The sequence below is a fragment of the Janthinobacterium sp. GMG1 genome (assembly GCF_034427795.1).
Lineage (GTDB): Bacteria > Pseudomonadota > Gammaproteobacteria > Burkholderiales > Burkholderiaceae_D > Janthinobacterium.
Map to the genome: position 1 here is coordinate 34,350 of NZ_JAXQNT010000001.1, position 24,780 is coordinate 59,129.

A 24,780-nucleotide genomic window follows, 5' to 3' on the forward strand; every position below is an offset into this window, starting at 1 on the left:
CCATGTTCATGCCACGCCATCCGAAACCCCTGTTGAGTACCAAGGCGGTCGCCACGCAAGTCGTCCAGCAAAAGCAGGGAACACAGGCCATGGACAAGCATGTGCTGATCGTCGATACGCTCAAGCCGGCGGCGCCGCCGCCGGTCATCAAGAAGCCTGCGGATTAGTGCACCAGCACCTTCAGCAGCGACTGCACTTCATCGTCCGATTCTTCCATGATGCTCGACAGGGTCGCATCGTCGCCGATCAGGCAATCTATGCTGCGTGCGGCGCGGGCGGCGCGCACGGCGATGGCGGCCGGGCTTTCGTTGAGGGGCGACGAGACGGGCGCCAGGTCATTCGCCAGCAGCAGGGTGTCGCCCAGCGATTCGGGCGGAATGGCGCGCAAGCCTTCCCACAGCGCACCGATGGCGCCCATTACCGCTTCCGGCACCTTCAGTTTGGCCAGTACGCCGTGGCCGATGGCTTGTTCGCCATGTTCGACCCAGTCCTCAGGTTCGCCGTCGAGGATGCCGGGGAATTCGGCCGCGCGCGACAACAGATAAAAGCCGCCCACTTCATGCATGATGCCGGCAAACAGGGCCGTATCGGGATCCACCTTGGTGACGCGGCGGGCCAGAACCTGCGACAGGGCCGCCACGTGGGCCGTATGTTCCCACAGCTGGTTGGCCTTCGCTTGCAGCACGGGATCGGTGATGGTGCTGCCCAGCTGGCGCACGATCAGCGATGCCACCACCGATTGCAGGGTGCGCACGCCGAGCCGCTGCACGGCGTTGCGCACGCTGGTGATTTCATTGCCGGAACGGTTGAACGCCACGGAATTGGCAATGGCCACCGTGCGCGCGGCCAGCAGCGGGTCAGCCTGCACCAGCTTGGCGGCGGCCTCGATATGGCAGTCGGGATCGGCCAGCGCCTCTTGCAGCTTGAGCGAAGCGTCCACATTGGCAGGAAAGGTCAGCTCGCCACGAGCGGCTTGTGCGGCGATGCTTTTAAAGGCGTCGAGTCTGTTCATTGAAAAAATTATACTCGCAATATTTCCGTACGGAACTTTTTAACCATGATCTTTTCGCAAACAGCTTAGCAAAAGGCAAGCAAAGCCCCGTAAACGGAAAAAGGCATGCCGCAGATATAGCGGCATGCCTTTTTGAACGACAGCGATCGTCAAGCGTTACTACAGCGATTCACTAAATATCGCGTCGCAGCCTTCAACCAGTTCGTCGCTGTCTTCCAGCTCATCCGTCAAGCCCAGGTCGAAGAGTTCCTCGACGGCGTTCATGAAGCTGTTGTGCTTGGTGGCGCCGATCAGGCGGTAGATTTCGCCGTCTTCGTTGCGCACGCCGATGATCAGTTTTTCCTGGCGTACCAGTTCCGGCGTGCTGGCGTTGAGCAGCAGGTTGCCGATGATGTGTTTATCGAAATGAGCAGGCTTTTTGCCTTCGAGCAGTGAGGTTTTCAACTTGGTTTCCTTTGTCTTGTTTGAATGTCTGTGCTTGGTGAATGATCAGCCGTGGCCGCTGGCGATGGCGTGTTTCAAGCCTGCCAGGGTGCTTTCCAGGCGCATGAAATCGTCTTCGGTGTAGCCGTCGAACAGGCGCTGGCCCTGTTTTGTCAGCTTGGGGAACACGTCATGGAACACCTGTTCGCCCTCGCAGCTCAGGCGCACGTAATAGGAACGCTTGTCGCGTGGACAACGTTCGCGGATCACCAGCCCCTTTTGTTCCAGCCGGTCCACCACGCCCGTCAAGGTACCCTTGGTAATGAGGGTTTTCTGGCCAAGTTCCTTGTAGGACATGCCACAGGTGTTGCCGAGCGTGGCGATGATGTCGAATTGCGCATGCGTCAAGCCGTACTGGCGCACGAAGTCGCCAGAAAACCGCTCGAAGCCTTGCATGCATTCGGCCAGCAGCCGGATACTTTTTAAATATCGTTCACCCATGGGGGTGATTATATCCTTCCGCCCCGCTTTTTTCCGCCGCGCCAGGATGGACCCTTGCACGGAGGGCTGGAGAGGGCGGAAGTCCGGTATCATGTGGGCAACTCAGCCCTTGCCCCAGGCCCGCCTCGCCGATGTCCTTCGCTAATCTTTCCCGTATCGGCCTCGACAAACCGCTGCGTTTGCTGCTGGTCCATGCCGGCGATGCCGAGTCGATCACCTGGGCCGGACTGGTGCAGCCGCTGCGCTTGTGCGCGCGGGCGCTGGGATCCGGTGCCCTGCAACTGGACGTGCGCACGCCGGAACAGGTGGCTGCGCAGGGTGGCAACTGGCATATCGCGCTGCTGGTGGCCGATGAAACGGAAGCGCCGTTGCGCGCCGAGCTGTGCCGGGCTGTGATCGAACGCTGCCGCTCGGCGCCATTCTGGGGCGGCGTGGGCGCGGCCGTGCTATGGCTGGCCGACGCAGGCGTCATGGATGGCGTGCGCATCGCCTTGCCGTGGGCCCTGTACGCGGATGCGGAAGCGAAGGCGGAACGGGCCATCCTGACGCCGCACCTGTTCGATATCGACGGCCCGCACATCACGTGTTGCGGCGGCGCGGCCAGCATCGACTTTTCGCTGACCCTGATCGAGACCATCTTTGGCGCCGACGTGCAGGCACTCGTCAAGGAAGCGCTGTGCGTGGACAAGGTACGCGGCAAGGAAGAGCGCCAGCGCGTGGCCTTGCAGGCGCGTTTCGGCGTGCTGCAGCCGAAATTGTCCGAAGCGGTGACCTTGATGGAAGCCAATATCGAGGAACCGCTGTCGACCGACGACATCGCCAGCCTGGTGGGCCTGTCGCGGCGGCAGCTCGAGCGGTTGTTCAAGCAATACCTGGGCAGTCTGCCGTCGCGCTACTACCTGGAGTTGCGCCTGCAGCGCTCACGGCAACTGTTGCTCGATACACATTATTCCATCGTGCAAGTGGGCCTGATGTGCGGCTTTTCCTCCGGTTCGCACTTTTCCACGGCCTTTGGCACCCTGTTTGGCAATACTCCGCGCGAAGAGCGGCAAAGAAAGCTGATGCCGCCAGCCTAGCAGCGGCAAGGCAGCTGTGATGAATTGTGAAAATCCTTGTCGCAGATTCAAAAGAGTTTTAGCATCCCGCTTTTTATAATGCAGTACACACGTAGCTGTCGTAGCTGCGGAGTACCTAACATATTGATGGGGAAATGCTATGAATGCCAAGCTTGATTCGACCGTAACGGCTCGTCCAGTCACCCGGGAAACCTTTGACCAGGTCCTCGTTCCTACCTACGCCCCTGCCGCCATGGTGCCCGTGCGCGGTTCCGGCCTGGATCTGTGGGACCAGTCAGGCAAGCATTACCTCGATTTCACCTCCGGCATCGCCGTCAACAGCCTGGGCCACTGCCATCCGGCCCTGGTCGACGTGCTGACCAAGCAAATCAATAATTTGTGGCATTTGGGCAACGGCTACACCAATGAGCCTGTCCTGCGCCTGGCGCTGGCCCTGACGGAAGCGACCTTCGCCGACCGCGCCTTCTTCTGCAACTCGGGCGCGGAAGCCAACGAAGCGGCCCTGAAACTGGCGCGCAAGTACGCGCACACCAAGTTCGGCGCGCACAAGTCGCGCATCATCTCGTGCTTCAGCTCTTTCCACGGCCGCACCCTGTTTACGGTCTCCGTCGGCGGTCAGGCCAAGTACACGGAAGGCTTCGAGCCGCTGCCGCCATCGATCGACCACATCGCCTACAACGACATCGAAGCGGCGCGCGCCGCCATCGGCGATGACGTGTGCGCCGTGATCGTCGAGCCGGTACAAGGCGAAGGCGGCGTGGTGCCGGGCAACCCTGAGTTCCTCAAGGAGCTGCGCGCCCTGTGCGACAAGACGGGCGCTCTCTTGATTTTCGACGAAGTCCAGAGCGGCATGGGCCGCACTGGCGCGTTGTTCGCCTACATGGGCTACGGCGTCACGCCGGACATCCTGACGGCCGCCAAGGCGCTGGGCAACGGCTACCCGATCGGCGCCATGCTGACCACGAATGAACTGGCGCAGACCCTGGCCGTCGGCACCCACGGCACCACCTACGGCGGCAACCCGCTGGCCGCCACCGTGGCCCTGACCGTGCTGGAGACGATCAACACGCCGGCGTTCCTGGCGCGCGTGAAAGAAGCGAGCGTCAACACCATCGCCATGCTGCAAAGCTTGATCACGGATTACCCGCAAGTGTTCTCCATCGTGCGCGGCAGCGGTTTGCTGCTGGGCCTGGTAGTCAGCGATGCCTGGAAAGGCCGCGCGAAAGACATCCAGAAGGCGGCCGAAGCGCAAGGCTTGATGGTGCTGATCGCCGGCATGGACGTGGTGCGCCTGGCGCCGGCCCTGATCGTCTCGGACGAGCAGATCGCCGAAGCAGGCCGTCTGTTGCGCGTGGCCATCGACGGCATGCTGAAAGCCTGAGGCTAGCCGCACTCCCTGTTTGATCACCGGCCCGCCGCTTTGCTGCGGGCCGGCTTGGTTCTACCCCCAGCATCGTCAGCATTGAAGGAGTACCCATGTATGTTGTCCGTCCGGTAGAAATTGCGGATATCGCAGCCCTCGAAGCGCTGGCCGCGGTAACCATGCCGGGTGTCCATACCCTGCCGAAGACGCGCGAAAAAATCGCCGCCTCCGTCGAGCGCTCCATCGCCTCGTTTGCCGCCCATGTCGACATCCCCAGCGAAGAGTCGTATCTCTTCGTGCTTGAATCCCTGCTCGACAAGAGCATTGCCGGCACGGCTGCCATCTTCGCCTCGGCCGGCTCGAACGGCACCTATTTTTCCTTTCGCAATGACGTCATCCAGCAAGTCTCGCGTGACCTGAACATCAGCCACAGCGTGCATGCGCTGACCCTGTGCTCGGAGTTGACGGCATACTCGCAGCTGTCCGGTTTCTATGTGCGCAACATGGAGCAGGCGGGCCTGGAAGCGGCCCTGTTGTCGCGCGCGCGGCTGCTGTTCGCCGTACTGGCGCCGCACCGCTTCGGCGACCGCTTCTTCGTGCCGCTGGCCGGCATCACGGACGCCAACGGCCAGTCGCCGTTCTGGGATGCGCTGGGCCGCAAGTTCTTCCAGATGGATTTCCTCGATGCCGAAAAAGTCATCGGCGGCGCGCGCAACCGCACCCTGATCGTCGAACTGATGCCGCATTACCCCGTGTACGTGCCGCTGCTGCCCGGCGACGCGCAGGCGGCCATGGGCCAGATCCATCCGAGCGGCGAACTGGCATTCAATTTGCTGACGGAAGAAGGCTTTGAAGCCGACGATTACATCGACATCTTCGATGGCGGTCCGATCCTGCAGGCACACAAGCATGCGCTGCGCTCGTTTACGGGCTCGCTCACGCGCCGCGTCGTCGCAGGCGTCACGCCCAGCCGCACGGGCCTGAAAGTGCATTACGCGGTCGCATCGGGCGCGGAACGCAACTTCCGCGCCATCACCTTTACCTGCGATGCGCTCGAAGCGCAGGACACCGTCGGCTTGCCGCCCGAGCTGCTTGAAGCGCTGGCCGTGGCCGAAGGCGACAGCGTCATTTGCGTGCGCATTTAACCGAGAGAACATTATGCTAGTAGTACGCGCCATCAACGCTTCTGACCTGGACGCCCTGTACGGCTTGGCCAGCCAGGTCGGCACCGGCATGACCACCCTCAAGCCGGACATGAAAATGCTGGGCGACCGCCTGGCCATCGCCTGCGCGTCGTTCGCCGAAACCATCCCGCCCGAAAAGCGCGACTACATGTTCGTCATGGAGGATACGGATACGGGCCGCCTGGCCGGCGTTTGTGCCATCAAGGGCGCCGTGGGCCTGGAAGAGCCGTTCTATAACTACCGCATCGGCACCCTGGTCCATTCCAGCCGCGAACTCGATGTGTTTACGCGCATGGAAACCCTGTACCTGTCGAACGATCTGACGGGCAGCACGGAACTGTGCTCGCTGTTTCTGCACCCTGATTACCGCAGCGGCAACAACGGCAAGCTGCTGTCGAAAAGCCGCTTCCTGTTCATCGCCCAGTTCCCGCACCTGTTCACGGAAAAGCTGATCGCCGAAATGCGCGGCTACCAGGCGACGGACGGCAGCTCGCCGTTCTATGAAGGCCTGGGGCGCCACTTCTTCAAGATGGATTTCCACCACGTCGACGACTTGACGAGCCTGGGCAAGAAATCCTTCATCGCCGAACTGATGCCGCGCCAACCGATGTACGTGGCCTACCTGCCCGACGAGGCGCAGGAAGTCATTGGCAAGGTGCATCTGAGCACGGCGCCCGCGCGCCGCCTGCTGGAACAGGAAGGCTTGCACTTCGAAGGCTATGTCGATATTTTCGACGCCGGTCCCGTGCTGCAGGCGCGCGTGTCCGAGTTGCGCGCCATGCGCGACAGCATGCCGGCCGTGCTCGACGCCGCGACTGTGCCAGTGCCTGTGCCGGAAGTGTGCGGCGACACGGCCCTGGCCGAACCTTACCTGGTGTCGAACACCGACCTGAAAGATTTCCGCATGATCGTCACCGGCGCCAATCCGCACAGCGGCAAGATCGCGCTGGACGACGATGAACTGCATCTGCTGCGCTGCCATCACGGCGACACCGTGCGCACCTTGTCACTCAACCCGAGGAAGCATCCCCATGTCTAAATCGTCCAACCTTAATTCATCTACCGCAGCATCGAATTTTATCAACGGCGCCTGGCTGCCGGGCACGGGCCGCGAACTGCTCACCATCGACCCGTCGACCGGCAAGCAGACCTGGGCCAGCCTGGAAGCGACAGAGAATGAAGTCGAACAGGCTTGTCAGGCCGCCCGCGCCGCCTTTGAAGCGTGGGCAGAGACGCCCGTCGAAGAGCGTATCGCCATCTGCGTGCGTTTTCGCGAACTGCTGAAGGAACATGCGGAAGCGCTGGCGCTGCTGATCTCGGAAGAAGTGGGTAAACCCTTGTGGGAGTCGCGCACGGAAGTGGCCACCATGGCCAACAAGATCGATATCTCGGTGCAGTCGTACAACGCGCGCACGGGCATCACGCAAAGCAAGATCGCCGATGGCGACGCCGTGCTGCGCCACCGTCCGCATGGCGTGTTCGGCGTGTTCGGCCCGTATAACTTCCCTGGCCACCTGCCGAACGGCCATATCGTGCCGGCCCTGATCGCCGGTAACACCATCGTTTTCAAACCCAGCGAATATGCGCCGCGCACGGCCATCAAGACCGTGCAACTGTGGCAGCAGGCCGGCTTGCCGGATGGCGTCGTCAACCTCGTCAACGGCGGGCGCGACACAGGTGTCGCCCTGGGCGCCAATGCGCACCTCGACGGCGTTCTGTTTACGGGTTCCTGCCAGACGGGCATCAGCCTGCACCGCCAGTTCGGCGGCCAGCCGGGCAAGATGCTGGCGCTGGAAATGGGCGGCAACAACGCCCTCGTCGTGTGGGACGTGAAGGATGTCGACGCGGCCGTGCACCACGCGATCTTCTCCGCCTTTGTCTCCGCCGGCCAGCGCTGCACGTGTGCGCGCCGCCTGGTGGTGCAGGACAATGCAGCGGGGGCTGCCTTCGTTGCGCGACTGGTCGACGTGGCGGCGAAACTGGGCATCGGCGCGTCCGACGCGCAGCCGCAACCGTTCATGGGCCCTGTGGTCTCAAGCGCCGTGGCCGCGCGCCTGGTGCAGGCGCAGGCCGACATGGTCGCCAAGGGCGGCACCACTCTGCTGCAGATGCGCCAGCTCAATCCCGAGGCGGGCTTTGTCACGGCCGGCATCGTCGACGTGACCGCTGCCACCGGGATCCCTGACGAAGAATGGTTCGGTCCGTTGCTGCAAGTGATCCGCGTGGCCGATTTCAACACCGCCCTGAAGGTCGCCAACGCCACGGAATTCGGTCTGGCCGCGGCGCTGTTGTCCGATGATCCGGCCCTGTGGCAAACCTTCCAGGTACGCGCGCGCGCCGGCATCATTAACTGGAACCGTCCGACCACGGGCGCGGCCAGCACGGCGCCATTCGGCGGCGTCGGCAAATCGGGCAATCACCGTCCGAGCGCGTATTACGCGGCTGACTATTGCGCCTACCCGGTCGCTTCGATCGAGAATGGCGTATTGGAACTGCCGGCCAAGCTGTCGCCCGGCCTGAATTTTTAAATTTTAAGGACATGCCTCCCATGCACAGCACGCGCGAATACAATTTTGACGGCCTGGTCGGACCATCGCATAACTATGCCGGACTGTCGTTCGGCAACGTGGCCTCGTTCAGCAATGTGAAAAGCGCCTCCAATCCGAAGCAGGCCGCCTTGCAGGGCTTGGCCAAGATGCGTGCCCTGGCCGCGCGCGGCTTTGCGCAAGCCTTGCTGCCGCCACAGGACCGGCCGAATTTCCGCCTGCTGCGCTCCATCGGTTTCACTGGCACGGATGCCGACGTGCTGGCGCGCGCCTACAAGGAATCCCCTGTGATTCTGGCCTGCGCGTATTCCGCCTCGCCCATGTGGACGGCGAATGCCGCCACGGTCAGCCCGTCGGCCGACACGCAAGATGGCCGTGTGCATTTCACGGCCGCCAACCTGAATAACAAGCTGCACCGCGCCTTCGAGCACGCGCAGTCGGCGCGCAGCCTGCGCGCCATTTTCAGCGACGACAAGCACTTCGCCGTGCACGAGGCGCTGCCGTCGACGCCGGCCTTTGGCGACGAGGGCGCGGCCAACCACACGCGTTTGGGTGCCAGCCACGGCGCGCCATCCGTTGAATTGTTCGTGTATGGTCGGGTGGAGTTCGACCCTTCCGCACCGTCGCCGAAGCGCTACCCGGCGCGCCAGACCCTGGAAGCGTCGCAAGCCGTGGCGCGCCTGCATGGCCTGGACGCGAAGCGCACCGTGTACGTGCAGCAGAATCCGGACGTGATCGACCAGGGCGTGTTCCATAACGACGTCATCGCCGTCGGCAATGGCAATGTGCTGTTCTACCATGAGCAGGCGTTTGCCGATGAAGAAGCGAGCCTGTCGCAGCTGCGCCGCGCCGTCGCCGCCACGGGCGCGCAACTGGACGCGCTGCGCGTGGACACGGGCCAGGTGCCGATCCAGGATGCGGTGACCAGCTATCTGTTCAACAGCCAGTTGCTGACGAAAGAGGGCGGCAAGATGGCGCTGGTGATCCCGCAGGAGTGCCAGGAAAACCGCGCCGTGTCGCGCTACCTGGAAGGCCTGGTGGCCAGCGGTGGTCCCATCAATGAACTGATTCATTTCGATCTGCGCCAGAGCATGCGCAACGGCGGCGGGCCTGCCTGCCTGCGTTTGCGCGTGGCGTTGACGGAAACCGAGGCACGCGCCATGCATCAGGGCGTGATCATGACGGAAACGCTGTACCATCGGCTGGTGCAGTGGGTGGAAAAACACTACCGCGACCATCTGGAGCCGGGCGACCTGGCCGATCCGCAGCTGGCGCTGGAAGTGCATGCGGCGCTTGAAGAATTGACGATCATCCTCAACTTACCTGGATTGTACGACTTGTAGGCGATAGAAAAAATACAGAAAATCCGAGACAACTATCCGTAGCACAGACAGAATTGGACGGGCGACCCCCGTCTCTTGACACCGCTGCCGCCCAGCCACAAGCCCGAACGACAGCGTTGGACATTCACATTACCGTAATGGAGATGCAAGATGAATCACACGCCACAAGATTTGCGTACACAAACGCTGGAGTTGATTAACGCGGCTGGCAATGCGAACAAGGCGGCAGCGCCTGTCGTGCAGCTGGTGCAGGCATGGCTCGATTCGCTCGACGCCGAAGACCTGGCCGACATCGCGCCCGACAGCCTGGCACCCGTGCTGGTGGACGGCTTCACGCAAGCGGCCAAGCGCACTGGCAACGGCTGCCAGATTGCCACCCTGCGTTATGCGGATGGCCGTGGCGGCATGGCGAGCGCCTTGCTGATCCTGAACGAGGACATGCCTTACCTGGTCGACTCCATCGTCATGACCATGCGCCGCCAGCACCTGGCCGTGCGCGGCGTAATGAACACCGTGCTGCCCGTGCGCCGCGCTCTTGATGGCAGCGTCGAAGCGGTGCGCCAGCCGGGCGACCCGCTCGAATCGTATGTGCTGGTACTGCTCGACGAAGAGCTGGCGCCGGAAGCCCTGGCCGCGCTGGTCGCTGCCATCGACATGGTGGCGCGTGACGCCGCCATCGTGCGCCGCGATGCCGCCGCCATGAGCGAGCGCCTGGCCACCGTCGCCACGGCCGCAGCGCAGCATGGCGAAGAGGGCGCGGAAGTGGCCGCCTTCCTGGAGTGGGCCCGCAGCGGCGGCTTTGAAGTATTTGGTTACGCCTACTACCGCGTCAAGCCGGGCGTGCGCGAACTCGAACGCGACATTCCTAGCCGTGTCGGCGTGCTGCAGGATACGGCGCACCCGGTCTACGGCACCTGCCTGGCGAACATTCCCGGCGACTTCGACACCCTGGCCAAGCGCGACTCGGCGCTGTCCATCGTCAAGGCCGACGTGGCGGGCACTTTGCACCGCGACCAGCAGCTGGACTTCATCGGCGTGCGCGACATGGATGCGCAAGGCGCGATCCTGGGCGAGCATTGCTTCGTCGGCCTGTTTACCCGCGCCGGCAATTCCACCCCGCTGGCCGCGCTGCCGTTTGCGCGTGGCCGCGTGGCCAAGGTACTGAGCCTGGCCGGCGTGCGCCAGCAAGGCTTCCGCGCCGAGAAATTCCGCGAAATCCTCGAATCGCTGCCGCGCACGGAAGCGCTGGAAGCGGACCTCGACTGGCTGGCGCAAGTGTGCGGTTCCGTCGTTTCGCTATACAAGCAGCCGCGCACCAAAGTCTTCGCGCGTCGCGACGTGTATGCGCGCCACCTGAACGTGCTGGTCTACCTGCCGCGCGAGCGCTACAGCGCCAGCGTGGCATCGAGCCTGGCAAAAGCCCTGCAAGCCAGTTCCGGCGCCACGCATGTGAGCACGCAGACCCTGGTGGCCGACGGCCCCCTGGCGCGCGTCTACCTGATCGCCCACGCCGCGCGCTACCCGCTGGACCTGGAAACGGATATCGAACAGCCGCTGCTGAGCGTGCTCGATGGCTGGCATAACGGCTTTGCCGCCGTGGCCGACGCCGTGCCCGACGTGGCCCTGCGCACCAGCCTGCGCAAACTGTGCGCGACTTTGCCGCTCGATTACGTGGCCGCCACCGCGCCTGCCATCGCCTTCCGCGACCTCGACACCATCCTGCGCAACACCGATCCGGCGCACGTGGCCGTGCGCATCGAGACGGGTGCCGTTACCACCATCCGTTTGTACTCGGCCAACAAGGTGCCGCCGCTGTCGACCATCCTGCCGGCCCTGCACAATGCGGGCGTGGCCATCGACCGCGAACAGGCGTATTCGGTTTCGCTGTCCGACGGCACGCGCTATTTCGTCACCAGCCTGACGGTCGATGCCGCCAGCGCGGCGAAACTGGCGCAACCATCTGTTGTCGCCGTGGCGCAGGAATTGTTTGCTTCCCTGTTCAACGACACGGCCGAAGATGGCCGCCTGAATGGCCTGGTCATTGAAGGCGGCTTGTCGACGCGCGAAGTGCAGCTGGTGCGCGCCTATACCAGCTACTGGCGCCAGACGGGCAGCCGCTTCTCGGTACGCTATATCGCCGAAAGCCTGCGCAAGCAGCCGGCCCAGGTCAAAGCCCTGGTCGAAGCCTTCCTGCAGCGCTTCGATCCTTCGCTGTCCGGCGCGCAGCATGCGGCAGCCCTGGAAAGCATCGCCGCCATCAAGGCCGGCCTGCCGTCCGTGAACCATGCCGATACCGAGGAAATCCTCGGCGCGCTGGCCGACCTGATGGCCGCCACCCTGCGCACCAGCTACTTCCAGAACAATCAAGCCGGTGACAAGATCATCTTCAAGTTCGACACCAGCAGCCTGGCGCTGGTGCCGGAACCGCGTCCTTACCGCGAGATTTTCGTCTTCTCGCGCCGCTTCGAAGGCGTGCATCTGCGCGGCGGCCCGGTCGCCCGTGGCGGCTTGCGCTGGTCGGACCGCATGGAAGACTACCGCACCGAAGTCCTGGGCTTGGTGAAAGCGCAGATGGTGAAAAACGCCGTCATCGTGCCGGCCGGCGCGAAGGGTGGTTTTGTCTGCAAGATGATGCCGAAGGATGCCGTGCGTGAAACCATCGCGGCAGAAGGCGAAGCCGTCTACCGACTGTTCATTTCCAGCCTGCTGGAAGTGACGGACAACCGTTCGCTGGGCAATATCGTCCCGCCAGTCGACACCGTGTGCTTCGATGAGGCCGATCCTTACCTAGTGGTCGCTGCCGACAAGGGCACGGCCACGTTCTCGGACATCGCCAACGGCATCGCCGTGCAGCGCGGTTTCTGGCTCGGCGACGCGTTTGCCTCGGGCGGCTCGAACGGTTACGACCACAAGAAACTGGGCATCACCGCCAAGGGTGCGTTCGAAGCCGTGAAGCGCCACTTCTATGAAATGGACCACGACCTCAATACCACCCCGATCACGATGGTCGGCGTGGGCGACATGTCGGGCGACGTGTTCGGCAATGGCGTATTGCTGTCGCGCCAGCTGAAACTGGTGGCCGCATTCGACCACCGTCACATCTTCCTCGACCCGACACCGGACGTCGCCGTCTCGTTCGACGAGCGCGCGCGCCTGTTTGCCTTGCCGCGTTCCTCGTGGGACGACTACAACAAGGACTTGATCTCGGCAGGCGGCGGCGTGTATCCGCGCTCCGCACGCACCATCGAACTGTCGCCGCAGATCCGCGCCGCGCTCGATATCGCGGAAACTTCGCTGGCGCCGGAAGAACTGATGCATCGCATCCTGAAGTCGCCCGTGGACCTGTTCTACAACGGCGGTATCGGCACTTACATCAAGGCGTCGACGGAAACGCACGCACAGGTGAAGGACCGCGCGAATGACCATATCCGCGTCAGCGGCAATGAGCTGCGCGTGAAAGTCGTGGCCGAAGGGGGGAATCTGGGTGCGACGCAGGCCGGTCGTATCGAATTCGCGCTGGCGGGCGGACGCATCTTCACCGATGCGATCGACAATTCGGCCGGCGTGGATTGCTCGGACCATGAAGTGAACGTAAAAATCTGGCTGGACGTGGAAGTCAATGCGGGCAAGCTGACGGAAGCCGAACGCAATCGCGAGCTGTATGCGATGACGGACGACGTCGAGCGCCTGGTCTTGCGCGACAACACGCAGCAGACGCATTTGCTGGTGCGCGAATTGCAGGCACAAAGCGAAAGCGCCGTGCAGGATGGCTATGCCGCGCTGATCGCCAGCCTGGAAGAAGAGGGCGCCCTGTCGCGCGAGCTGGAGCAGCTGCCGTCGGTGGCCGAACTGGCGCGTCGCAAGCTCGATAACCGTGGCCTGACCACGCCGGAACTGGCCGTGGTGATCGCCAACGTGAAGAACCGCTTCAAGCGCATCCTGTCCGCCTTGCCGTTGACGGGCGAAACGTGGGCCGAGCCGGTCCTGAAACCGTACTTCCCGTCCTTGCTGGTGGAAACCCGTTCGGCGCTCGACCACCCGCTGGCCAACGCCATCCTGGCGACCGTGCTGGCCAATGAAGTGATCAACCGCTGCGGCCCCCTGATGATCCGCAACCTGGCGGCGGAACACGGCGTGGACGAATCGGCCGTGATCCTGGCCTGGGGCCAGGCATGGGTGGCGCTGAACCTGGCGCCCGTGTTCGATGCGCTCGATGCGGATGCCTTGACGATTCCACGCGAGGTGTCGATCAAGGTCGACGCGCAAACGCGCGTGCTGCAGCAAACCATGATCGCCGGCGTGCTGTCCGTGCCGGCCGAGCAATTGCGTGGCGCCGGCCTGGCCGAACTCACGCGCCTGTTTGGCGCGGAATCGAAGCGCGACCTGCTGAAAGCTGTCGGCATCAAGTCGGAAGCGGCGCTGGTGCCGGGTCTGACGCCGGCCTTCGTGCAGGCGTGGGATGCGGTTGATGCGCTGGAAGTCGTCGCCGGCTTCCTGTTCCCGGCCCTGTCCGTGCCGCGTCCTGCCTCGATGGACTTGGCCGCCTTCCTGCAAGTGGGTCTGGCCCTGCGCAGCCAGGCGGGCATCGGCACCCTGGAGCGTGGCCTGAAGCTGGCCGCGCAAGGCAAGTCGCAGGAACAGTTGCGCAACTATGCACAGCAAGCGCTGCGCCGCACGCAACAGCGTCTGCTGACGCAGGTGCTGGCGCGCGCCGAGCAAGGCAATGCGGGCCAGGCCATCGATGCCGTGACGGGCGCGCTGGGCCTGTCGGCCTATGTGGCGGCGACGGAACTGGAGCAAGCCATGCTGGACGTGTGGACCTTGTCGGAAGCCGTGAATAAAATCACGGCGAAACCCACAGCGGAAGCGGCGGTGTAATGACGCAAGAAGCAACGCAAGCAGTATCCCGGGTAGTACCGGGCGCTGGCGGCTTGCCGCCAGCCGTGCAGGCGCTGGCGCAGGCCGATTTCAGCGGCGTGGCGCAGTTGTTCGTCAACGCCGGTTTCACGGTGGCCTTGCCGGCGCCCGGCATGCTGCAAGTCGTCAAGCCGGGAGAGGCGCGCGCCAGCGTGGCCGTCTCGGTGGGCGTGCATGGCGACGAAACGGGACCGATCGAAGTGCTGGCGCATCTGCTCGACGCGCTGTCGCGCGATGCGTCGAAGCTGGCCGTCGACCTGCTCGTTTGCGTGGGCAATGTCGATGCGATCCGGGCCGGCAAGCGTTTCATCGACGCCGACCTGAATCGCATGTTCCGCCCCGTGCGGGGGAGCCTGGCGCAAGCGGCGGAAAGCGCACGCGCCGATGAAATGATCGTTGCAACAAAGGCGTTCTTTGCAGCGGCCGGTCCCGTGCGCTGGCACCTGGATTTGCACACGGCCATCCGGCCCTCCGTGTATCCTACGTTTGCCATCGTGCCCGACCTGGTGGCTGACGACGCCAAGGCGCAGCTGATCGATTGGCTGGGCCAGGCGGCCATCGGCGCCATCATCATGAACCCGCAGTCGGCCGGCACCTACAGCTATTATTCGGCCGAGCATTTCGGCGCGGCCGCCAGCACGGTGGAGCTGGGCCGCGTGGGCACCCTGGGGCAGAACGATTTGTCCCTGTTCGACGACGTATCGCGGGCGCTGGACGGCTTGCTGCGCGGCTTGCCTGGGCAGCCCGTCAAGGCGCAACCGCACGTGTTCAAGGTGGCGCAGGAAATCATCAAGCACAGCGATGAGTTCCGCATGGCTTTTGATCGCAGCACGCAGAATTTCACGTCCCTGCCGCAGCACGCCGTGATCGCCAGCGATGGCGACCATGTCTACACGGTGCAGCACGCGGAAGAGCTGGTGGTGTTTCCGAACCCGGACGTGCGCGTGGGCTTGCGTGCGGGCTTGATGGTGGTGCGTACCTCCTGATCGCCCAGCCGTCACACAGCATCAGGCGCCAGCCGGGGAACCCCGCCTGGCGCTTTTTTCATGAAAAAGATGCCGCACAGAAATAATTATCCATTAAGCAATCAATTGATTTAAAATATTTACCCTTTGCAATTTTTTGGACCGATCATGTTGAAACGCCTGCTGACAGCCCTGCTGTGTCTGACCCTCTCCGGCCTGACGGCTGCCGCCCCTGCCGAAGACAAGGCCGCCGCACCGGAAATGACGGCCGAGCAATTCCTCGCCCAGTTGCACCTGCAGCGCGGCAAGATCACTTTGCCCGGTGGCATCGCCACCCTGGATTTGCCCGCCAACTTCCGTTATTTGTCGCCGACGGACGCCGAGCGCGTGCTGGTCGATGCCTGGGGCAACCCACCGGGGATGGAATCGCTGGGCATGATCGTGCCCGCCAAGACCAGCGTGCTTGAGCGCGACAGCTGGGGTGTCATCGTCACGTATGAAAAGGAAGGGCATATCAAGGATGACGATGCGGACAGCATCAAGTACGACGAATTGCTCAAGGATATGCAGGCGTCCGTGCTGGAAAACAATGCGGAGCGCAAGAAGCAGGGCTATCCCGGCATCCATTTGATGGGCTGGGCGGAAAAACCCAGCTATGCCAAGGATACGCACAAGCTGTACTGGGCCAAGGACCTGATGGTCGATGGCGGCGAGCACTCGCTGAACTACAACGTGCGCGTGCTGGGCCGCGAAGGTGTGCTGAACCTGAACGCGATTGCCAGCATGCAGCAGATCGAGGCGATCAAGAAAGAGATGCAGCAAGTAACGGCGTTCACGGAATTTACCGAGGGTAACCGCTACACGGATTTCGACAGCAAGACGGACAAGGTGGCCGAATATGGCCTGGCGGCGCTGGTGGCCGGTGGCGTGGCCAGCAAGCTGGGCCTGTTTGGCAAATTGCTGGCGCTGCTGCTGGCCTTCAAGAAAGTGCTGCTGCTGGCCGTGGTGGGCGGCGGCGCGGCCATTGTCAAGTTCTTCAGCGGCAAGCGCAAGGAAAAGCAGGCGCCGCAGGCCGCACCGCCTGAACAGCCCTCCCATGCGCCCGATGGCAAGGTGAATCTGGACAAGTAAGCCTGTGTGCGCACCCGCAGGCGGCGCCTCGGGTACACTGGCTCATCGTTCACTATCAGGAGTCCGCCATGTCCGTGTCCATGTATCAGGCAACCATTCCCGTCTTCATCCGCGGCTTGCGGGTCGTTTCCGCCCTGCTGGAAAAAGCGCAAGCCCATGTGGAAGAAGATGGCATCGTGCCCGAGATTTTACTGGGTGCGCAGCTGGCGCCCGACATGCTGGATTTGACGGCGCAGGTGCAGCGTGCCAGCGATACGTCGAAGATGTCGGTCGAGCGCCTGAGCGGCGTGCCGGCGCCGAAATTCGAGGATAACGAAGCGTCGTTCGAGCAGCTGCAAGAGCGCATCGCCAACACCATCGCCTACATCGACAGCGTGAATGCGGGCCAGATGGCGGGCAGCGCGCAGAAAGAAGTCGTGCTGAACTGGACTGACGAGGGGACGACATTCTCTGGCGACAATTACCTGCTCAGCTTTGCCTTGCCGAACTTCTATTTCCACGTCTCCATCGTCCACGCCATCCTGAGAAACAATGGCGTGGCCGTGGGCAAGCTCGATTATCTTGGTCCTTACGATTAACGTTGCGGTTGCTGCTCGACCTGGTTCTGCACCGCATTGCCCAGCATGCCGCCGCCGATGACGCCGGCCACCGTCGCCAGCGCCTTGCCGCGGCCGCCACCGACCTGATTGCCGATCAAGCCGCCGATGACGGCACCTGTGCCGATGCCCACGTAGTTGGGTTGTGCCGGTGCCGGGGCAGGTACTGGCTGCTGGCGCACGGGTTCGCGGTAGGCGGTGTCGCGGTAGCCATCATTGCTGTCATTGTAGGCAGGGCGCGATTGCGCCACTTGCGTGTGATGCACGACGCGCTTGTGCACGACGGGCGCCGGGGCTGGTGCCGGGGCCGCTTGCGCGACGACAGGCGCGGCCACCGGTGCAGTCACGGGAGCGGCCAGGGCAGCGGCGCCGGCTGGCGTCATGGCGGCTACGTCGGCCGGCACGGTTGGCACGTTCGCCCGCGAATTGGGCAGGATGCCGGCGATGGACGCTGCGCCCACCAGGCACAGGACCGTCACGGAAATGGCGGCGCCTGCCATCAAAGGGTGGATGCGGCTGGCGGTAGTCGTCGTGTTCATGTGCTCTCCTGGATGGCAAGGTATTGCCGTGTTGTTGATGTGTCCAGATTAACGGTGTGCTGCCCACAAGGCTAGATGGTGCGCTGTATCAAACGTAAGCAGGTGTAAGCCGCGTTTTCCAAAGCACAGTAGAATCGGTGCTTCCCCTTTTCCGAAAGTCCGCCATGAGCCAGCTATTCACGCCATATGCCCTTGGCCCCTTGCAGGTGGCCAACCGCATTGCCATCGCGCCCATGTGCCAGTATTCGGCCGACAACGGCAACGCCACCGACTGGCACATGATCCACCTGGGTCACCTGGCCCTGTCCGGCGCGGGCTTGCTGATGACGGAAGCGACGGCCGTCTCGCCCGAGGGACGCATCTCGGCCGATGACCTGGGCCTGTGGTCGGACGCGAATCAAGCTGCGCTGGCCAAGGTGATGCAGGCGATCCGCCGCCACTCTCCGATTCCCTTGGTGGTGCAGCTGGGCCATGCGGGACGCAAGGCGTCGAGCCGCGCGCCCTGGCAGGGCGGCGCCTGCGTGCACCTGGCCGACGGTGGCTGGCAAACGGTGGCGCCATCGGCCATCGCCCATGCGCCTGGCGAAACCGTGCCGATCGCCCTCGATGAAATGGGTTTGCTGCAGATCAAGGGCGCCTTTGTGGCGGCTGCGCAGCGCGTGCATGCGCTCGGTATCGAGGGCATCGAATTGCACGCGGCGCACGGTTATCTGCTGCACCAGTTCCTGTCGCCCCTGTCCAATCACCGTACGGATACGTATGGCGGCAGCCTGGAAAACCGCATGCGTTTCCCGCTGGAAGTCTATGAAGCCGTGCGCGCGGCCGTGCCAGCCAGCGTGGCCGTGGGTGTGCGCATTTCCGCCACCGACTGGGTCGAAGGTGGCTGGGAAATCGAACAAAGCGTGCGTTTCGCGCAGGAACTCAAGCAGCTGGGCGCCGACTTCATCCACGTTTCCAGTGGCGGAATTTCTCCGCAGCAGCAAATCCCTGTGGGCCCAGGCTACCAGGTGGCGTTTGCCGAACGCATCAAGCGCGACAGCGGCTTGCCCACCATCAGCGTGGGCTTGATCACGGAGGCGCAGCAGGCGGAAGACATCATCGTCAATGGTCAGTCCGACATGGTGGCGCTGGCGCGCGCCATCCTGTTCGATCCGCGCTGGCCCTGGCATGCGGCGGCCGAGCTGGGCGCGCAAGTGCAGGCGCCACCGCAGTACTGGCGCTCGCAGCCGCGCGAATACAAGAACCTGTTCGGCGACACGACCCTGGGGCAGCGTTAAGGCTTACTCTGCTACACTGACGCTTCTTTCCCCATTTCTCCAGGACGCTTCGACATGCGCCATTGATACTGCCGTGCTGTGCACGGCCTCGCCCATCCCGCCACAGCGCCTTGCGCCGCGCGGGTTCGCCAGCCTTGCTCAAGGAGTATCCATGCCCGCATTCCTGCAACTCGACCGTCTTTCCTTTGTGCTGCCCGGTGGCCGGGTATTATTTTCCGATTTGCAATTTAGCTTTGCCCCGCAACGCATCGGCCTCGTCGGCGATAACGGCGTGGGCAAGAGCGTGTTGGCGCGCCTGCTGGCGGGCCAGGCACAGCCGTCTTCTGGCGCCGTACGCTGCGACGGCGCCGTGCATTACGTGGCGCAGGAACTCGATCCGCAGCACTATCCCACCGTGGCGGCCCTCGCTGGCGTGACCAGCTTGCTGGCCGCGCTGGCGCGCATCGCCGAAGGCAGCATCGATGAAGCCGATTACGCTCTCGTGGGAGATCGCTGGGATGCCCACGCCCGTCTGCGCCAGGCGCTCGATGCGCTCGATTTGCGGCACGTCAATGCCGACACGCCAACGGCCAGCCTGAGCGGCGGCGAACGCCAGCGCATCGCCCTGCAGGGCGCCTGGTTGTCGCAGGCCGACTGGCTGGTGCTCGATGAGCCGAGCAACCATCTCGATGCGCAGCAGCGCGCTCGTCTGGTGGCGCAGATGGCGCGCTGGCCGGGCGGCTTGCTGCTGGTCAGCCATGACCGCGGCTTGCTCGAGCACGTCGATGACATCGCCGAGCTGTCGCCGCAGGGCTTGCGCAGCTATGGCGGCAATTACGCGATGTATGCGCAGCAGCGCGCGCTGGAACAGGCCGGCTACGCCGCTGTCCTGCAAGCGGAAAAGGCGGGCGCCAGACGCGAACAGCGCGAGGCGCAGCAGCAGGCCGAACGCCAGCAGAAACGGGTGGTGCGTGGCGAGCGCGAGGGGCGCGAAGGCAATCAAAGCAAGCTGCTGCTGGACGCGAAAAAGGAGAAAAGCCAGGATAGCCAGGGCAAGCTGCGCCTGCGCGCGCAAGAGGCGCAGCAGGCGCGCCAGCAAAGGGTGATGGAGGCCAGCGTCCGCTGCGCACCCGAGGCGGAACGGCTGCTGCTGGCGCCCGAGAGTGCCGTGCCGAACGGCAAGCTGATCCTGGAGCTGCGCGACGTGGTCTTGCCGCATGGCCAGGCACACGCCATCAACCTGGTCATCAGTGGCCCGCGCCGCCTGGCCGTGACCGGTAATAATGGCAGTGGCAAGTCGACCTTGCTGCGCGTGATCGCCGGACAGCTGGCGCCCGCCAGCGGCGCGCTGCGCTGCCATGCGCGGGTGGCCTGGCTGGACCAGCATGCGGGGCAGCAAGATGGCGAGTGGAGCGCCGTGCAGCGCTTGCAGGCACGCAACAGCATTCTGCCTGAAGGCGAGTTGCGCACGCGGCTGGCGCTGCTGGGCATTGCCGGCGCGCGCGCCACCATGCCCAGCCGTTTGCTGAGCGGCGGCGAGCGCATGAAGGTGGCGCTGGCGGCCGACCTGTATGCGCTGGCGCCGCCGCAACTGCTGCTGCTCGATGAACCCGACAATCATCTGGACCTGGCCAGTCTGCAGGCGCTGGAGCAGATGCTGCTGCAATATCGGGGCGCGCTACTTGTGGTTTCGCACGACCAGGTATTTCTGGAAGCGATAAACCTTGACCCGGAGGGCTTGACATTGCACAAGTGACAATTTAATGAAAAAAGTCACGCTCGATGCCTGTAGAGCATGCTTCATGAACCGATGCTGAATTTTGTTTGATTGTCGGTATAATCCACTGAATAACCGGGCCTATTTGTGAACTAAAACTGCTGGTTCACCAATATGATGACGTTTAATCTGGCACTGTTGTCGGTCACTGCCGCGCTGCCAGGGCGTCATCCTCCGTGCCCTGCCGTGCATGAATTTTGGTTTCGCTTATATTGTTTTCTTGGAGAAATAGCATGTCGTTTTACGAAAAACTCAAAGCCCTCAACATCGAACTGCCAGTCGTTGCCGCGCCAGCTGCCGCCTACGTGATGCATGCCCGTACGGGCAACACCGTCTTCCTGTCCGGCCACCTGGCCAAGAAGGATGGCAAGGTCTGGGTTGGTCAGCTGGGCAAGGATGTCACCACGGAAGAAGGCAAGATCGCTGCGCGCGGCATCGCCATCGAACTGATCGCCACCCTGCAAGACGCGTGCGGCGGCGACTTGAACAAGGTCAAGCGCATCGTCAAGGTCATGAGCCTGGTCAATTCCACCTCCGAATTCACGGAACAGCACCTGGTGACCAATGGCGCCTCGGAACTGTTCGTCGAAGTCTTCGGCGACAGCGGCAAGCACGCCCGCTCCGCCTTCGGCGTGGCGCAAATCCCGCTGGGCGCTTGCGTCGAGATCGAGCTGATCGCCGAACTGGCCTGACACAGTAGCCTGACCACATGAGCATGCCGGCGCTCAGCCGCCGGCCAGCCTTTTCCTCCTTTCCAGCAAGAGCGGAACCGCCATTGGGGTGGAGGGATCGGTGTATTCAAGAAAAAAACGGAGACACGTAATGAAAACGAGTGAACAAGGCTTGCACCGCGGCCTGGGTGAGCGGCAGATCCGCCTGATGGCGCTGGGCGCCGCGATTGGCGTGGGCCTGTTTTTGGGTTCCGGCAACGCGATCAAGATGGCCGGTCCCGGCATCATGCTGTCGTACATCATCGGTGGCGCGGTCATCTTCATGATCATGCGCGCGCTGGGCGAAATGGCCGTGCACAATCCCGTGGCCGGCTCCTTCAGCCGCTATGCCCAGGATTACCTGGGCCCCCTGCAAGGCTATCTGACGGGCTGGAACTACTGGTTCCTGTGGCTGGTCACGTGCGTGGCGGAAATTACCGCCGTCGCCATCTACATGGGCATCTGGTTCCCCGACGTGCCGCGCTGGATCTGGGCCCTGGCGGCCCTCGGTTCCATGGGCGCCATCAACCTGCTGGCCGTGAAAGCCTACGGCGAGTTCGAATTCTGGTTTGCCCTGATCAAGGTGGTCACCATCATCCTGATGATCATCGGCGGCACGGGTATGATCATCTTCGGCCTCGGCAACGACGGCGTGGCCATCGGTATCTCGAACCTGTGGACGCATGGCGGCTTCTTCCCTAACGGCGCGCAGGGCGTGCTGATGTCGCTGCAGATGGTGATGTTTGCCTATCTGGGCGTGGAAATGATCGGCCTGACGGCGGGCGAAGCGGCGAACCCGAAGAAATCGATTCCTGACGCCATCAATTCCGTGTTCTGGCGCATCCTGATTTTCTATGTCGGCGCATTGTTCGTCATCCTGTCGATCTACCCATGGAATGAAATCGGCACCACCGGCAGCCCCTTCGTCATGACGTTCGAACGCCTGGGCATCAAGACGGCCGCCGGCATCATCAACTTCGTCGTGCTGACGGCAGCCTTGTCGTCGTGCAATGGCGGCATCTTCAGCACGGGCCGCATGCTGTACAACCTGGCGCTGCAAGGCCAGGCGCCAAAGGCATTCGCGGAAACCACGGCCGCCGGCGTGCCGCGCCGCGCCATCCTCGTGTCCGTCTTCGCGCTGCTGCTGGGCGTGCTGCTGAACTACCTGGTGCCGGAAAAAGTGTTTATCTGGGTCACCTCGATTTCCACCTTCGGCGCCGTCTGGACCTGGGGCGTGATCCTGGTCACGCAGATCCAGTTCCGCAAGACCTTGACGCCGCTGGAAATCAAGAACCTGGCCTTCCGCATGCCGTTCGCACCGTACGGTTCCTGGATTTCGCTGGCGTTCCTGGCGCTGGTGATCGGCCTGATGGCGTATTTCCCCGATACGCGCATCGCCCTGATGGTGGGACCTGCCTGGCTGATCCTGCTGACGGTGCTGTACTACGCGTTGGGCCTGGCGCCGAAAGAGCGCCGCGACGATGTGCCGCAAGGCTACGAAGCGGGCTGGCCACCGGCTGACGCGCCGCAGGGCAAGAAGTAATCCGGCTCGGCTGAGCTGAACCGAAAGCGCGCCCCTGCTCCTGCAGCGGCGCGCTTTTTGTTTCATATTGGCAATTCCATGTTCCCCTAGCGCCAGTGCGCGTTTTGCGGCGCACGCCTGGCGTTGTTTCCTTGCATCAAACTTCTGTTTAGCTGGGCCGATGAAAGCCCTATAATCGCTTAGTTTTGAAAATGGACGCGATCTTTCCGGTTTTTTGCCAGGTAGGGCCGGAGCGCTATTTGTTTTTACCCGTCATGTTGCGAACAACACCTGACAAAACCGTAGCGAACGGATGCGAATCGTGGCTAAGAAGCGCAGCTGTGCGAATGCACAGTGAGCATCGCAGGCCGCGAATCGCGACGCGCAGTAGGTTTTTGCAGGTGTTCAAGTGCATGCCTCATAAAGGAATGTTAGTGAGCCAAACCCTGGTCCAGAAACTTTGCCGCACCAAGCCGATCGATACCACGGTCGAATATGGTGAAGGCCTCAGCAGCAGTGGCTTGAGCCGGTCCATCGGCCTGTTTTCCCTCACCATGATCGGCGTCGGCGCCACCATCGGCACGGGCATTTTCTTTACCATGGTCGAAGCCGTCCCCAAGGCGGGCCCTTCGGTCGTCCTGTCTTTCCTGATCGCCGCCATCACGGCCGGCCTGACGGCCTTGTGCTATGCGGAATTGTCGTTCCGCATACCCGCCTCCGGCTCCTCGTATTCGTTTGCCTACGCCACCGTGGGCGAGTTTCTTGCCTTCATCATGGCCGCCTGCTTGCTGCTCGAATACGGCTTGGCGGGCAGTGCCGTGGCCATCGGCTGGTCGTCCTACCTGAATAATTTCCTGGAAAACGCGTTTGGCTGGCACATCCCCGAGATGCTGCGCACGCCGATGATCGTTTCCGGCCCGCATGGGATGGAGTTTCATGCCGGCCACATCAACCTGCCGCCGATCTTTTTGATCTGCATGTGCGGCTTTCTGCTGCTGCGCGGCGCCAAGGAATCGGCCCTGATGAATGCCATCATGGTCATCATCAAGCTGGCGATCCTCGTGTTTTTCATCGTCATCGCGTTTTCCGGTTTCAATGCCGACAATTTCTTCCCCTTCTTCAATACCGACAATAGCAAGGGCTTTGCCGGCATGACGGGCGTCACGGCCGCGGCCGGCACCGTCTTCTTCTCCTTCATCGGCCTCGATACGGTGGCGACGGCGGGTGACGAAGTGAAAAATCCCACGCGCAATGTGCCGCGCGGCATCCTCGGCGCCTTGCTCATCGTTACCGTGTTTTATCTGCTGGTGGCCGTGGCGGCCCTCGGCGCGCAGCAAGCGAAATTGTTTGAAGGCCAGGAAGCGGGCCTGGCGGTGATCCTGCAAAACGTCACAGGCAAGACCTGGCCCGCACTGGTGCTGTCGGCCGGCGCCGTCATTTCCGTCTTCAGCGTGACCCTGGTGACGATCTACGGCCAGACGCGCATCCTGTTTGCCGTCAGCCGCGACGGCCTGATCCCGAAATCGTTCCAGAAGATCCACCCGCGCACACTGGTGCCGGTCAGCAATACCATCATCGTCTGCCTCGTCGTGGCCGTGGTGGCCGGTACCGTCGATGCGACTTACCTGTGGGATATGGTCAGCATCGGTACCCTGACGGCCTTCATGGTGGTCTCGATCGCCGTGCCCGTGCTGCGCCACAAGCAGGGCGCGAACCGCATCGAAGGCTTCAGCGTGCCGTTCGGCCCGTACGTGATTCCGGGCCTGAGCATCCTGGCTTGCCTGTACATCATGCGCGATTTGCCGCATACGACGTTTGTCGTGTTCAGCGTGTGGATGGCGGTGACGGTAGCTATTTACTTCCTGTACAGCATGCGGCATTCGCATCTGGGCAAGAAGGCCCGCTAATGCAGTCTGTTC

20 protein-coding genes are annotated in these 24,780 nt (G+C 62.9%); 16 read left to right on the forward strand and 4 right to left on the reverse strand.

Features of this window, described 5'->3' with window-relative positions; all coding sequences use genetic code 11:
* Positions 1-2 precede the first annotated feature (2 nt).
* The gene (locus tag SJI03_RS00155; protein ID WP_322425858.1) at positions 3-167 is read left to right on the forward strand and encodes a hypothetical protein; all 165 of its coding nucleotides are present in this window, start codon (positions 3-5) and stop codon (positions 165-167) included.
* On the opposite strand, the gene SJI03_RS00160 is transcribed toward SJI03_RS00155, so the two are convergent.
* The 3 genes from SJI03_RS00160 to SJI03_RS00170 all read right to left on the reverse strand — a co-directional run bounded on the left by SJI03_RS00160 (position 164) and on the right by SJI03_RS00170 (position 1,936).
* Entirely contained in the window at positions 164-1,012 is an 849-nt protein-coding gene (locus SJI03_RS00160) for an HDOD domain-containing protein (protein ID WP_099376227.1), read from the reverse strand. The two genes, SJI03_RS00155 and SJI03_RS00160, sit on opposite strands and share 4 nt — an antisense overlap.
* A 159-nt stretch (positions 1,013-1,171) precedes the next feature.
* Positions 1,172-1,456, reverse strand: coding sequence for a hypothetical protein (locus SJI03_RS00165; protein WP_034778933.1), 285 nt, complete (start codon positions 1,454-1,456; stop codon positions 1,172-1,174).
* 45 nt (positions 1,457-1,501) lie between these two features.
* Positions 1,502-1,936 carry a MarR family winged helix-turn-helix transcriptional regulator gene (locus tag SJI03_RS00170; RefSeq protein ID WP_199534201.1) on the reverse strand — a complete coding sequence of 145 codons (435 nt, stop codon included), beginning with the start codon at positions 1,934-1,936 and terminating at the stop codon, positions 1,502-1,504.
* Positions 1,937-2,067: 131 nt separating this feature from the next.
* Between SJI03_RS00170 and SJI03_RS00175 the strand changes: the two genes are divergently transcribed.
* The 10 genes from SJI03_RS00175 to SJI03_RS00220 all read left to right on the forward strand — a co-directional run bounded on the left by SJI03_RS00175 (position 2,068) and on the right by SJI03_RS00220 (position 17,039).
* Entirely contained in the window at positions 2,068-3,012 is a 945-nt protein-coding gene (locus SJI03_RS00175; protein ID WP_099376229.1) for a GlxA family transcriptional regulator, read from the forward strand.
* Between the two features lie 139 nt (positions 3,013-3,151).
* Positions 3,152-4,393 carry an acetylornithine/succinylornithine family transaminase gene (gene astC, locus SJI03_RS00180; protein WP_099376230.1) on the forward strand — a complete coding sequence of 414 codons (1,242 nt, stop codon included), beginning with the start codon at positions 3,152-3,154 and terminating at the stop codon, positions 4,391-4,393.
* 95 nt (positions 4,394-4,488) lie between these two features.
* Positions 4,489-5,520, forward strand: a complete 1,032-nt coding sequence (locus tag SJI03_RS00185; RefSeq protein ID WP_322425859.1) for an arginine N-succinyltransferase — start codon at positions 4,489-4,491, stop codon at positions 5,518-5,520.
* 13 nt (positions 5,521-5,533) lie between these two features.
* A complete protein-coding gene (gene astA / locus SJI03_RS00190; RefSeq protein WP_322425860.1) occupies positions 5,534-6,598 on the forward strand; it encodes an arginine N-succinyltransferase in 1,065 nt (354 codons plus the stop codon).
* The gene (gene astD / locus SJI03_RS00195) at positions 6,591-8,087 is read left to right on the forward strand and encodes a succinylglutamate-semialdehyde dehydrogenase (protein ID WP_322425861.1); all 1,497 of its coding nucleotides are present in this window, start codon (positions 6,591-6,593) and stop codon (positions 8,085-8,087) included. The genes astA and astD overlap by 8 nt, the downstream gene beginning before the upstream one ends.
* A 20-nt stretch (positions 8,088-8,107) precedes the next feature.
* The gene (astB, locus tag SJI03_RS00200; protein ID WP_322425862.1) at positions 8,108-9,448 is read left to right on the forward strand and encodes an N-succinylarginine dihydrolase; all 1,341 of its coding nucleotides are present in this window, start codon (positions 8,108-8,110) and stop codon (positions 9,446-9,448) included.
* A gap of 150 nt (positions 9,449-9,598) precedes the next feature.
* Entirely contained in the window at positions 9,599-14,326 is a 4,728-nt protein-coding gene (locus tag SJI03_RS00205; protein WP_322425863.1) for an NAD-glutamate dehydrogenase domain-containing protein, read from the forward strand.
* The gene (locus SJI03_RS00210) at positions 14,326-15,351 is read left to right on the forward strand and encodes a succinylglutamate desuccinylase (protein ID WP_322425864.1); all 1,026 of its coding nucleotides are present in this window, start codon (positions 14,326-14,328) and stop codon (positions 15,349-15,351) included. Before SJI03_RS00205 ends, SJI03_RS00210 begins: the two co-directional genes overlap by 1 nt.
* A 147-nt stretch (positions 15,352-15,498) precedes the next feature.
* On the forward strand, positions 15,499-16,461 hold the full coding sequence (locus SJI03_RS00215) for a DUF2167 domain-containing protein (RefSeq protein WP_233515963.1): 963 nt from the start codon (positions 15,499-15,501) through the stop codon (positions 16,459-16,461).
* Positions 16,462-16,529: 68 nt separating this feature from the next.
* Positions 16,530-17,039: a DUF1993 domain-containing protein gene (locus SJI03_RS00220; protein ID WP_322425865.1), complete on the forward strand. Its 510-nt coding sequence runs from the start codon at positions 16,530-16,532 to the stop codon at positions 17,037-17,039.
* Here SJI03_RS00220 and SJI03_RS00225 read toward each other — a convergent pair.
* On the reverse strand, positions 17,036-17,596 hold the full coding sequence (locus SJI03_RS00225; RefSeq protein ID WP_099376238.1) for a glycine zipper 2TM domain-containing protein: 561 nt from the start codon (positions 17,594-17,596) through the stop codon (positions 17,036-17,038). The genes SJI03_RS00220 and SJI03_RS00225 overlap by 4 nt on opposite strands.
* 164 nt (positions 17,597-17,760) lie before the next feature.
* Here SJI03_RS00225 and SJI03_RS00230 point away from each other — a divergent pair, with 164 nt between their 5' ends.
* The 5 genes from SJI03_RS00230 to SJI03_RS00250 all read left to right on the forward strand — a co-directional run bounded on the left by SJI03_RS00230 (position 17,761) and on the right by SJI03_RS00250 (position 24,768).
* Entirely contained in the window at positions 17,761-18,873 is a 1,113-nt protein-coding gene (locus tag SJI03_RS00230; protein WP_099376239.1) for an NADH:flavin oxidoreductase/NADH oxidase, read from the forward strand.
* A 151-nt stretch (positions 18,874-19,024) separates the two neighbouring features.
* On the forward strand, positions 19,025-20,608 hold the full coding sequence (locus SJI03_RS00235; protein WP_322425866.1) for an ATP-binding cassette domain-containing protein: 1,584 nt from the start codon (positions 19,025-19,027) through the stop codon (positions 20,606-20,608).
* Positions 20,609-20,862: 254 nt separating this feature from the next.
* Positions 20,863-21,321, forward strand: a complete 459-nt coding sequence (locus SJI03_RS00240; RefSeq protein WP_034745569.1) for a RidA family protein — start codon at positions 20,863-20,865, stop codon at positions 21,319-21,321.
* Positions 21,322-21,451: 130 nt separating this feature from the next.
* On the forward strand, positions 21,452-22,882 hold the full coding sequence (locus tag SJI03_RS00245) for an amino acid permease (protein WP_099376242.1): 1,431 nt from the start codon (positions 21,452-21,454) through the stop codon (positions 22,880-22,882).
* 413 nt (positions 22,883-23,295) lie between these two features.
* On the forward strand, positions 23,296-24,768 hold the full coding sequence (locus SJI03_RS00250; protein WP_322425867.1) for an amino acid permease: 1,473 nt from the start codon (positions 23,296-23,298) through the stop codon (positions 24,766-24,768).
* Positions 24,769-24,780 lie beyond the last annotated feature (12 nt).